Origin of the sequence: Bacillus cereus group sp. MYBK108-1 (genome assembly GCF_051917185.1) — a bacterium.
GTDB classification, from domain to species: Bacteria; Bacillota; Bacilli; order Bacillales; family Bacillaceae_G; genus Bacillus_A; species Bacillus_A cereus.
In genome coordinates this window covers 21,474-33,587 of sequence record NZ_JBQAHZ010000042.1, presented here as the reverse complement: position 1 = coordinate 33,587, position 12,114 = coordinate 21,474, and the positions used below count along the sequence as shown (strand labels likewise).

Here is a 12,114-nt window from a genome sequence, read left to right as displayed (position 1 = left end):
CAGATGACAGATGGAGAGCCGGATACATGGAGACGTGTAAGTCCGGTTCGGAGAGGAGCATTTGGAAACCTATCACAGAAACGTGGAAAGGCGCTGGATGCTTACTCTACACATATGCCACAAAGGTAAATGAAAAAACAAAACTTATTGAAGAACTTCTTCGAAATGTACATAGCTCTTCTAAATAAGTTGCAGAATAAAATATAATGATACCGTCAGTTAATAATAATAATAGCTAAGAAAAAACTACTTCCTTTCTTAATTCACATAATTTTCAAAAATAAATCCTGTAGATGTTAATATTTGTTATATAATATATTTGTCAAAGCATTACCCCTAAAGTTTCTACAGTCAATCTGTAAGATAGTTTGTTTAGCTCGTATATTCACCTTAAAACAAAAAGAACTTGTAGAGAGTCCTACAAGTTCTTTTTGTTTTAAGGGTTAAATGTGGATTTAAAATATAGTTGCAATTTTTTGAGGGGGAAAAGTAAATGTTTATAAAAACAGAAAGATTATTAATACGGAAATTTGAGTTCAAAGATTGGCAAGCTGTTCATGAGTATACATCAGATATCAATGTTATGAAATACATACCTGAAGGGGTTTTTACTGAAGAAAATACAAGAAACTTTGTGAATGAAAACATTGGTGAAAACGCTAAGAACTTTCCTGTAGTATTAATTCATAAAGATATTCTGATTGGTCATATAGTTTTTCATAAATATTTTGGTGAGCATACATATGAGATTGGTTGGGTGTTCAATCCTAAATATTTCAATAAAGGATATGCTTCTGAAGCAGCACAAGCTACATTGGAATATGGCTTTAAGGAAATGAAATTACATAGGATTATAGCTACATGTCAGCCACAAAATACCCCATCATATCGAGTAATGGAGAAGATTGGAATGAGAAGAGAAGGCTATTTCAGGAAGTGTATACCACATGGGAATGAATGGTGGGATGAATATTATTACGCTATTTTAGAAGAAGAGTAGTGTTTCAGAATGCATTATTTAAATTGACACTCTTATTCCTAAATAGGCAAGTTGACTATCTTTATTGGGGATTCTTGCTACTAAAGGCGAAGTTTATTTCCGGTATCGCTGACGTGCAAAACTTTGTATAATCTGATCTTATCTCTAAATCACAACTGTTACCCCATCACCATCAAGTTAAAGTTTCGTTTTATTTTGCTAACTTGATGGTGATGTGACGTAACCTTAATTATTTAAAAATTTTAAAAAGGCCCATTAGTCATGTTAAAGGGACCTTGATCACGCAAATGATCTGTAAACCAATTCATTTTTGATATACAGATCATTTGTATAATAATTTTTATAAATAATTGCTAAATAGTGAATTTACATAAATGCTTTTAGTAGTTCTTGAATTAATGGGATTGCTCCGCCTATAAATTTTAAAACTGCCATTGCGATTTCCATATTATTCTCTCCTCTTTTTCGTATTAAGATGTAATAAATCTTTATAACCTTATTATAGTAAGCGCTTACAATTATAACAATACATTTTCGTATGCAATATTGCATATTTATACATTAGATCTCTATTATTCATTTTTTAATGGTACTATAGCGAGGTGAGAGTCTTTAAGGGTTCTGCTTAATAGGAGGAAATATGGAAAGAGTGCAAGCGATTTACAGTAATCAAAAATTTAAGAGTTGGGTTAAACAGGTATTAGCTGTAGGAGGAGTAATAGGGTGCTGTTATTTGGTGTTATATGTTTTCTGTTTCTTAGTTATCATGTAAATAGTATACAACTAAACTAGTAGAGTCTTGCCTAGAAAGGTAAGGCTCTTTTATTGTAGTACCTGGAGATGAGCAAACTACATACAATATCTCTCAGGTTTTTCAGATCACTTTGTACGGTTTCTTGTTTAGAACACTAATTCCTATCATTGAAAACAGAATTCTATGGATAAAAAATATGTTTTTACTAGATACATATTAAAAAGACAAGCATAAATTATATTAGATTTTGACAAAGTCTTTTTGATTTCGAAAAGGATTTAAATCTTACTTATAGATTTGATTCCTTTTTATATAATATAATCCTTATATTGATACGTAAATATAATACAGTAATAATGATTTAAAAGCAAGAATTTTAGTAGCGGTACGTTCACACATCCATCAACTTAAGATTTTAAAGTAGCTCTTAAACAAAAAAAATTCTTTTTTTAATTGATTAATAGTAAACAAGAAAGATTGGCAAATTAACAAATAAAGAGAGTTATTCAGGTAAAATCTATCAAAAGGTCCTTTACAAAATTTATACATAATTCAATTACAAAATAATGTAAAAATTATGCATTTTTGTAAAAGAAATTCATTGACACTTGTGTATATAAGTAACTATACTCGTTACATTAAATTGAATGCGTGATAATACGATTTTATTATTATTACAAACATGTAAATATAAAAATAGAAAATTTCAATTTGATAAATACAATGGTAGAGGTGTTTATTTTAATGAAGCATAAATTAATTGCAACAGGTATCCTTGCAGGAGCTATATTATCCTATTCTTCTAATATTTTAGCAGATACTCATAAATTCCCTGATGTTCCTACATGGGCTGATAAATCCGTTAACTATTTAGTTGATAAACAGGTATTAAATGGTTATCCAGATGGAACTTTTGGTTCAAATGACTCCTTAGATAGAGCTTCGGCTACAAAAATTATGACAAAAGTTTTAGGTATAAAAATTGAGCCTAATGCAAAACCATCTTTTACAGATTCACAAAACCACTGGGCTACTCCTTATATTGCTGCTGCTGAAAAAGCTGGTATTGTTAAAGGTGAAGGTAATGGAATCTTTAATCCATCCGGAAAAGTAACTCGTGCTGCTATGGCTACCATGCTAGTAAATGCATATAAACTACAAAGCACAGCAAATCATAACGAGCAGGTTAGATTTGAAGATTTAAAAGGGCATTGGGGAGAAAAACATGCCAATATTTTAATAGATTTAAAAATTTCTAATGGTACCGAGAACGGTTGGCAACCAAATAGATTTATAACACGTGCTGAAGCTGCTCAACTTACTGCAAAAACAGATATGTTACAACAAAATTTAAACGATGAAAAAGAGGTTATTACTGCTACCTCATATGAAGATTTAAATTTAACAGTGGCTTCGAAAATTACAGCTCAAGAGATTGATAGTTTTATTGCAAAATATCATTCAGATAGTCCCTTAGTTGGACATGGACAAGATTTTATCAATGCGCAAAATCAATATGGCGTGAGTGCTCATTATTTAGCGGCGCATGCGATTTTAGAATCTGGATACGGAAAATCAGAAATCGCATATCAAAAACATAATTTATTCGGTCTACGTGCATATGATGGAGATCCGTTTAAATATGCGAAATATTTACCAAGCTACGGCGATAGTATTGCTTATAACGCTAATTATGTACGAGAAAGATATTTAGAAGAAAGTGGTATGTATTATAACGGGTCAACATTAACTGGCATGAACGTGAAATATGCATCAGATAAAGGCTGGGCTAAGAAAATTGCGGGTATTATGGAACGTATTAAACCGTTTCGTGTAGAAGACTATACATATGCAAAAAAATTACCAAAGAATCCTGAAACATTAGATGTCGACGCGTTATCTAATGAAATTCCATATAAAATGTATGCAGACGGTTCAAGCTCAAATGTTGTATCATCAGCTACTTACTATCAGGTACCTTATCCATTTAATTTAAAAATTAAAAGTAGACCAGATGTAGCTGTCGAGGAGAATAAAGTTGGTACAGTAACTCCTGGAACAACCATCTTTATTTATCGTGAAGATCCGAATGGATGGGTAGAATTCTCTTTTGAAGCTAATGGAGAAAAATATTGGACATTAAAAAATAAATTAAGTATGTAATTAAAAAGATCTATTTCACTAGTTTTAAAAGTATGGGATTGGACAATTGATTCTCTAGATTGGAAATACAATAAATTACCCGTTGATGTAGCAGCTGCAAAGATTATTCAAAATGTCTTAGCAGGTGCTACATCCGCATACTTTTTCGGGAAAATGTTGCGCAAAGTAGGTTCATTTTCAACACTATCTCCTGGTTCACCGTAATCTTCAATGATGTAATATTCCTTATCTTTAATGTATATATTGAATATACAAATATATTGTGTTATGATGTGAATTAGAAACTCGCGTGTTTCAAATACAACATTTTTATCTTTTTGATGACCTCTTATCTTTCCGTAAGAGGTCCTTTTTTATCCCTCCGTATTGCATAGCCGCTAAAATACTATGAAAAGATACTAGAGACTACTACAATGTGATATTCTCTAGTATTTTTTCTTTATCCATATTATCTATTGTTGGGTAATTGATGAATTATTAATTTTTGTATAATTTTCACAAAATAACTTTGAACTATTATTTATTTCAATATAAAATAATAAAGGTATATATATGAATAGGTATGTCCTTTTTATGTGATGATAATGCGAATTGAAGCGTAATACTGAAACGGTAAACGAGAAGAATCAGGGCCGAAACAGATAGTAAGGAGCAGACAATACTTATAATGAAAACGTTCATAATGGACTGTCTATGGATGGAGAAAAAATACGAAAAGATAAAAGGGGCAAATGAATATGAACAGAGCCTTTAAAGGTACCGTATTAGCAGGGATAAGTGTGGGTTTCTTGCTAGCTGGTTGTACAATAGAAACATATGTCCTAACGCAGTCCAGAATATAAGCAAGTAGATTAAGTATTCTAAGCAGATAAATGAAGACTATAGCGATGAAGAAATTGAAAGACAACTAAGAGGTATAGCATCCTGACTTTCTAAATAACATGAGTGTTTCTATAGAATGAATCCTTAGGAGGGCTATTGTGGAACCTTTAATCAATGCTATTTTATACTTTGTATTTTTATTTGGAGCACTGTTTCTTATACTGGGTACTGCATTGGTTTTATTAATCTTGGCTGCATTACCAGTAATCTGGAAGAAAAATCTATCATTCCTAATGATTAGCTTAGGTATAAATATACTTGTCATTCCATTGTCTTTTTTTATTGGCGGGATGGCAACAGATTCCCCTGGTAGTACGATGCACGATTTTTGGGAAGTATTTTTGTTTATTCAGATATTTCCGTTTCCCCTAGTACTGCTATCTTTAGTTTGGTGGCTTGTGCGTCGAAAAAAAGAAAAAGTTCATGTGTAGCGTTTTTAATGCAAATAAGCTGTCCGTTTGGGCAGCTTATTATATTTATTACTAAGCGTGATTATTTCCAAAATGAATGCAATACCACTATACAGTTAAATTGAAGGTGAATCATATTGAAATCTTATCAAACTTTAGCCCACTTGTATGCATTAGGACTAGGCTGCGGACTTTGGAATAGAGAGGAGGTTATTTCATGGTGCGATAGGTTGATTGAAGCAAATGATCACCCGCCATATGAAATTATGGAGATATCTTTAATGTCTAAAGCAAAGCTGATATATATAGAATCGGCTTTACTGTCATATAGCCGCATAGTTGATGAAAACCCCTCGGTAAACATCCTTCTTTCAGTCTTAAATGAAAAGTTAGTAGCTCAGAAATGGAATATTAAACAAGCTATTACTTGCTCTACTCGATTACTAGTAAATAGAGGCCTGTATTGGGAAGAAGAATATTTTGATTTATACAGCCTTAATGATAGCTATGACTTAGCACAGGAAGGTATCCATTTTAATGAAAAAGATGTGATTTCTGCTTATATCGATACATTAGGTGTTTTTCGCGTCCATTTTAACGAGTTTGAAGATCTCTATTTACAAGTCATGAAACAGAAGTGGCAAGGGTAGAAGGCAGGAAAAAGAATCATTGAATCGTAAGAGTTACTTCCTGTATTTATCACCAAATTTATCTAGCCAAGACAAATCTGTCTTCGTGTTGATGAATTTTTGTCTCTTAATAACTTAATGCTATCGTTTTTATTTTTTCCGACAGCAAGCTAAGTTAGCATGTTTAATGCATAATGAGACGCCTGTAAATGAGCATTACTATTTAAATTTTTACCAGAGAGTAATTTAGTTAATTAGTAGAAAAAGGAAGGGGCCTATTTGGCTCCTTCCTTTTTCTCATACATACATAACGCTTGTTGACAACTTATGAAATAATAGCATTCATCGCTATTAAAATATAACATTAAAAGCAATTAATTAGATATGTAATTTTGCATATATTGTACTATTTCATGAATAGGAACAAAACTATTTATCTCTTTCTGTATGGAGATAAATAGATTTAGGTTTACTTAAGTTAAGAAGATCTGATCATTGATTACTGGTTAAACCATATTTCTACGTATTTGAAAAAAATTATATTTGATGACGGATCTATTGTCTTTAAGACGGGAGATAAAGTAACAGAAGAAAAAATTAAGAGATTATATTGGGCAGCCAAGGAAGTAAAAGCACAATATCACCGTGTAATTGGAAATGATAAAGCACTAGAACCGGGTAATGCTGATGATGTACTAACAATAGTAATTTATAATAATCCAGATGAATATCAATTAAATAGACAATTATATGGATATGAAACAAACAACGGTGGAATTTATATTGAAGAGAAGGGGACTTTCTTTACATATGAGCGTACGCCAAAGCAGAGTATTTATAGTTTAGAAGAGTTGTTCCGTCATGAATTCACTCATTATTTACAAGGAAGATATGAGGTTCCTGGTTTATTTGGAAGCGGAGAAATGTATCAAAATGAACGGTTAACTTGGTTCCAAGAAGGGAATGCAGAATTTTTTGCAGGATCTACACGTACAAACAATGTTGTTCCACGTAAAAGTATAATAAGTGGCTTATCATCTGATCCAGCAAGCCGTTATACAGCAAAGCAAACTTTGTTCGCCAAATATGGATCTTGGGACTTTTATAAGTATTCCTTTGCACTACAGTCTTATTTGTATAATCATCAATTTGATACATTTGATAAGCTTCAAGATTTAATCCGTGCAAACGATGTGAAAAATTATGATGCGTATCGTGAATTATTAAGCAAAAATACACAATTGAATGCAGAATATCAAGCATATATGCAGCAGTTGACTGATAATCAAGATAAATATAATGTACCTCAAGTAACAAATGATTATTTAATTCAACACGCACCAAAGCCGTTAGCTGAAGTGAAAAACGAAATTGTAGATGTAGCAAATATAAAAGATGCAAAAATTACAAAACATGAGTCGCAATTCTTTAACACATTTAGCGTGGAAGGCACGTACGTTGGTGGGATATCAAAAGGTGAGTCTGAAGATTGGAAAACGATGAGTAAACAAGTAAATCAAACTTTAGAGCAGTTATCCCAAAAAGGGTGGAGCGGTTATAAAACAGTTACAGCCTATTTTGTAAACTATCGTGTGAATGCAGCTAATCAATTTGAATATGATATTGTTTTCCATGGTGTTGCGACAGAGGAAAAAGAAAAAACGACTACTATAGTAAATATGAATGGACCATACAGCGGGATAGTAAATGAAGAAATTCAATTCCATAGCAATGGTACAACAAGTGAAAATGGAAAAGTTATTTCTTATCTATGGAACTTTGGGGATGGTATAACAAGTACAAAAGCGAATCCTACCCACATATATGGAGAAAAAGGAACATATACTGTGGAACTAACTGTGAAAGATAGTAGAGGAAAAGAAAGTATAGAACAGACAAAAGTTACTGTAAAACAAGATCCGCAAACAGGCGGGTCCCTTGAAGAAGAGAAGATACTCCCGTTTAATACGCTTGTAAAAGGAAATCTGGTTACTCCTGATCAAACAGATGTTTATACGTTTAATGTTACAGATCCAAAAGAAGTAGAGATTTCTGTGGTAAATGAACAAAATATTGGGATGACATGGGTACTTTATCATGAATCAGATATGCAAAATTATGTAGCTTGTGGTGAAGATGAAGGAAATACTATAAAGGGAAAATTCGTAGCGAAACCAGGGAAATATTATCTGAATGTGTATAAATTTGATGATAAAAATGGTGAATATTCACTATTAGTAAAATAAATTCATTTCCGATATGTATACGAGAGTTGTATTTTAGGAGGAGTCTGTCACGATAGGCTCCCCCTATTTTTTTATTTATAAGGATGAAACTAAGCTTCCAACCTGTGTTCCGATTGGGAGGCATACAGGTGACACTCCAGGATTTAGTACTTTTGCTGAAGTACACTTGACGGAGAACGCATGCTTGTTATCAGGTTTGAGTAATACGAAAAGCGCTAACAGTCAGGATTCTTCTTCCATTTGGTGAAAAGGAAAAAATTTCCACATAACAATAATTTCTCAAGTAGAATATTTTGTTATGTGGAAAATAAAGTAAAATGAATATTTACGTTATAGAAGAAGCGCTGTAAAATATTGTTTATATTAAGATTTTTTGTATATTTCAATAATTAATTCTATTGGCTTTCATTCCAATCAAAAAACTGTCATAAAAAAAGAGGGGGAAGACATTGTTTGCTAAAATTTGTTTGTAAAAGCTTTTAACCTGTTAAGAGCAATCCTAAGGTAGACTATTAATTTCTTTAATAATTTTTGCTTTCCTTTAGTACTTGGCATAATGCATTAAAAAGTTTAAATTTTGAAAGGAGAATTTGACATTTTATATATATAGTATTTTTTATTGTATTCCTAACCATTCAAAGAGAAGGGGATGTGATTAAGGTGAATAATACATATAATGAAAAGACGCATACATTGATTAAACAATTATTAAAAAAGTTTTCACCAAAAGTTCCTGGCTTTGCATATATGGCCAGTTTTGATAGCGGAGTAACGTATAAAGGTGCAGTTGGCTTAGCTTCTATAGAGGAAAATCTACCGATAACCACAAAGAGCGTTTTTAATATCGCCTCAGTTTCTAAACAATTTACAGCGTTTTCTATATTACTCTTAGAACAAGAGGGAAGATTGAGTTTAGATGATTCAATTGTAAAGTTTGTCCCTTCTATAGGAACATATGCTGAACCAGTAACATTGAGGCATCTAATTCATCATACTGGCGGACTAGTTGATTATATGGAATTGGCTCATGCAGAAAATATTAAATTTACTGATATATTAACTGTGGAACAATCGCTAAAACACCTTAATGGTCATCAAATTGCAAGGTTCCCTGTTGGCACAAAATTTGAGTATAGCAATACAGGATATTTTTTATTGTCATTGGTGGTAGAGAAGGTAAGCGGGAAGTCTTTACGTCAGTTTGCAAAAGAACGTATTTTTGATTCTTTAAATATGAAAGACACAACAATTGTAGATTGCTACCCAACTACTATATCAATTGCTAGGGGGTATTCAAAGAATGAACAAGGAGCATATATGGTCTATGAAAGCCCTTGGGAACATACAGGTGATGGGGCAGTTCATGCAACAGTCGAAGACCTGGTAAAGTGGGGAGAAAATTTAACTACAGGTACCGTTGGCGGAAAAGAACTTGTTAAAAGAATGAGCGAAATAGGTCCGGAAATTTCTCCAACTGGGGAAACGATTATTGACAATGAAGATTATGCTTTTGGGCTAAGGCTTGCAGAAGGTTTTAACTGTCGATACTTGGAACATTCAGGTAGCTGGGCAGGTTATCGTTCATACTTCATGCGGTTTCCAAAAGAATATTTGACTGTTGTAGTACTAAGTAACTATGATGGATTTGACTCTAAAAAATATGCTAATGAAATAGCAGGAATTATTTTAGAAAAGTAAAAAATAGGGTGTAGAAGAGTATCTGGATTTGGTTAACCACACGTTGTTTTAGGGTGTAATTGATTTTGGGAACGGAAGGCAGGCATATATTTATGCCTGCCTTTTTTGTATTAAAATGAACATAGATATTAATTTTTTTTTAAATATGGAACAATGTCATTACTTACACTGTCTATTAAGCGTTAAAACATTTTTTATTAAATAAATTACGAAAGGAATCATCATTTTTAACTAAGGGAGAAGATTGAATTGAAAAAATTATGGATGCTGCTTTTCGTTTGTTTCGCAGTTTTGTTGGTAGGATGTAATAAAAACGAACCACCAAAACAAGCATTTGAAGAATATATCAATTTATGGAATGATAGAAAATTTGCAAATATGTATGATCATTTATCAGACCATGCCAAAAAATCGATTTCTAAAAAAGAATTCACAGAAAAATATCAAAAAATCTATGAGGGGATTGGAGCTAATAATTTAAAAGTTAAAATGAAAGGAGAGAATACGAAAGATAAAGAGCTTTTTCTTTTTGAAGTTAAGATGGATACGGATGTAGGACCAGTTTCATTCATCCATGAAGCAAAACTTGTGAAAGATAAAGAGTCTTGGGAAATAGATTGGACACCAGACTTCATCTTCCCAGGTATGAAAAAAGATTACAAAGTACGTATGCAAATAGAGCAAGGAAAACGCGGAGAAATATATGATCGAAATGGAAAAGGGCTTGCAACGAATGGTAAAGCGACTGAGGTTGGAATTATTCCAGAGAAACTAGGCGAAACAGCAGCGCAAACGAAAGAAATAGTAGCACAATTACTTGATATGTCTATAGAAGAGGTCGAACAAAAGCTCACAGCGAAATGGATAAAACCAGACTCCTTTGTACCAATTGGCATTTTAAAAGAGGGAACCAGACAGAATGATTATATTGAATTAGAAGGAGTTTCATCTCACCCAGTAAATATTCGTACGTATCCATTAGGTGAAGCAGCGGCACACTTAACTGGATATATAGGAAAGGTGAATGCGGAGGAGTTAAAATCACTTCAAAAACAAGGTTATCAAGCAGATGATTTAGTAGGTAAGACTGGTTTAGAGAAAGTGTTAGAAAATAAATTGCGTGGTGAAAAGGGTGGACGCATATTTATAGAAGATGAGAAGGGGAAAGAGATTAAAAACGTAGCAAAAAAAGAAGCAAAAGAAGGAGAAAATGTTACGTTAACAATTGATGCTGCAATTCAAGAAAAAATCTTTAATGAGATGAAAACTGAAGCAGGGTCTAGTGCAGCGGTCAATCCTAAAACAGGTGAAACAATCGCACTTGTAAGTAGCCCTGCTTATAATCCAAATATAATAGTTAGAGGAGCATCGAAAGCCCAACGAGAAGCATGGAGTAACGACTCGAAACTACCAATGACAAATCGCTTTACACAAGCATTTGTACCAGGTTCCGTATTTAAAACGATCACAGGTGCAATTGGTTTGGAAACAAACACAATAAATCCGAAGGAAGAATTTAAAATTCAAGGATTGAAGTGGACAAAAGATTCATCTTGGGGAAATTACTATGTAACGCGTGTAAAGGATGCAAGTCCAATTGATTTTGATAAGGCAATGAAGTATTCTGATAATATTTATTTTGCTCAACAAGCTTTGAAAATGGGAAAAGATCAGTATGTAAAGGAATTTAAAAAGTACGGATTTTATGAAAAATTACCAATCGAATACGAATTTCCTATTTCAATCATTGCAAAAGATGGGATAAAAAACGATATTCAACTAGCAGACACGGGTTATGGACAAGGACAAGTATTAATGACGCCACTTCATTTAGCATTAACATATGCACCGATTGTGAATGAAGGGAATATTCCGTCGCCACATCTTTTAAAAGAAGCAAAAGTAGCAGGGAATTGGAAAGAAAATGTGGTTTCTAAAAAGAATCAAGAAATATTAAAGAGTGCATTAATCAAAGTCATTAATGACCCTGATGGTGCAGGGAGAATTGCAAAGGTTGATGGTGTAACGCTTGCTGGTAAAACTGGTACAGCAGAACTGAAAGAGTCGAAAGAAGCAGACGGAAAAGAACTGGGATGGTTCGCAGCTTTCGATGCAAATGCGCCAGACATGATTGTTACAATGATGATTGAAGATGTAAAAGGAAGAGGGGGAAGTAACGTTCCAGGTGAAAAAGTAAAACATGTATTTCAGAAATAATACTTAATTATAAGGTGAATTTTTTGACTACATTTATTACATGTTTGCTTAACTCAAAGATATAAATTGGGGAAAATATAGAGCAATGAAATTTCAAAAAAGCATTCTTTCTAAT

7 protein-coding genes and 4 pseudogenes are annotated in these 12,114 nt (G+C 32.8%); 9 read left to right on the top strand and 2 right to left on the bottom strand.

Going from position 1 to position 12,114, the window contains the following annotated elements; genetic code table 11:
• Window positions 1–107: 107 nt before the first annotated feature.
• Window positions 108–188: pseudogene (locus ACTFSL_RS29915) on the top strand (lysozyme family protein); the annotation flags it as partial.
• Window positions 189–493: 305 nt separating this feature from the next.
• Window positions 494–1,000 (top strand): GNAT family N-acetyltransferase, encoded by a 507-nt coding sequence (locus ACTFSL_RS29910; protein ID WP_000470150.1) that lies wholly within the window; start codon window positions 494–496, stop codon window positions 998–1,000.
• 366 nt (window positions 1,001–1,366) lie between these two features.
• Here the strand turns inward: ACTFSL_RS29910 and ACTFSL_RS29905 are convergent, their stop codons facing one another.
• The gene (locus tag ACTFSL_RS29905) at window positions 1,367–1,552 is read right to left on the bottom strand and encodes a hypothetical protein (protein ID WP_001987408.1); all 186 of its coding nucleotides are present in this window, start codon (window positions 1,550–1,552) and stop codon (window positions 1,367–1,369) included.
• 946 nt (window positions 1,553–2,498) lie between these two features.
• Between ACTFSL_RS29905 and ACTFSL_RS29900 the strand changes: the two genes are divergently transcribed.
• Window positions 2,499–3,917 carry an S-layer homology domain-containing protein gene (locus tag ACTFSL_RS29900; RefSeq protein WP_000680977.1) on the top strand — a complete coding sequence of 473 codons (1,419 nt, stop codon included), beginning with the start codon at window positions 2,499–2,501 and terminating at the stop codon, window positions 3,915–3,917.
• Between the two features lie 24 nt (window positions 3,918–3,941).
• Window positions 3,942–4,055 (top strand): annotated as a pseudogene (locus ACTFSL_RS29895) (polysaccharide deacetylase); the annotation flags it as partial.
• On the opposite strand, the pseudogene ACTFSL_RS29890 reads toward ACTFSL_RS29895, so the two are convergent.
• Window positions 4,043–4,150 (bottom strand): annotated as a pseudogene (locus ACTFSL_RS29890) (peptidase M56); the annotation flags it as partial. The pseudogenes ACTFSL_RS29895 and ACTFSL_RS29890 overlap by 13 nt on opposite strands.
• Window positions 4,151–4,897: 747 nt before the next feature.
• On the opposite strand from ACTFSL_RS29890, the gene ACTFSL_RS29885 reads away from it, so the two are divergent.
• The 5 genes and pseudogenes from ACTFSL_RS29885 to ACTFSL_RS29865 all read left to right on the top strand — a co-directional run bounded on the left by ACTFSL_RS29885 (window position 4,898) and on the right by ACTFSL_RS29865 (window position 11,999).
• Window positions 4,898–5,230: a hypothetical protein gene (locus tag ACTFSL_RS29885; RefSeq protein WP_135277592.1), complete on the top strand. Its 333-nt coding sequence runs from the start codon at window positions 4,898–4,900 to the stop codon at window positions 5,228–5,230.
• Between the two features lie 116 nt (window positions 5,231–5,346).
• Complete coding sequence (locus tag ACTFSL_RS29880; protein ID WP_000844534.1) at window positions 5,347–5,859, top strand: hypothetical protein; 513 nt, start codon at window positions 5,347–5,349, stop codon at window positions 5,857–5,859.
• A gap of 509 nt (window positions 5,860–6,368) precedes the next feature.
• Window positions 6,369–8,084 (top strand): annotated as a pseudogene (colA, locus tag ACTFSL_RS29875) (collagenase ColA); the annotation flags it as partial.
• A 660-nt stretch (window positions 8,085–8,744) separates the two neighbouring features.
• Window positions 8,745–9,782: a serine hydrolase domain-containing protein gene (locus ACTFSL_RS29870; protein WP_100651621.1), complete on the top strand. Its 1,038-nt coding sequence runs from the start codon at window positions 8,745–8,747 to the stop codon at window positions 9,780–9,782.
• Window positions 9,783–10,031: 249 nt separating this feature from the next.
• Window positions 10,032–11,999: a penicillin-binding transpeptidase domain-containing protein gene (locus ACTFSL_RS29865; RefSeq protein WP_135277590.1), complete on the top strand. Its 1,968-nt coding sequence runs from the start codon at window positions 10,032–10,034 to the stop codon at window positions 11,997–11,999.
• Window positions 12,000–12,114: the final 115 nt, after the last annotated feature.

What these genes read in the sequence shown, in the direction of transcription:
- ACTFSL_RS29910 (WP_000470150.1), top strand. Translation starts at nt 494, where the DNA reads ATGTTTATAAAAACAGAAAGATTATTAATACGGAAATTTGAGTTCAAA.
- ACTFSL_RS29905 (WP_001987408.1), bottom strand. Translation starts at nt 1,552, where the DNA reads ATGCAATATTGCATACGAAAATGTATTGTTATAATTGTAAGCGCTTAC.
- ACTFSL_RS29900 (WP_000680977.1), top strand. Translation starts at nt 2,499, where the DNA reads ATGAAGCATAAATTAATTGCAACAGGTATCCTTGCAGGAGCTATATTA.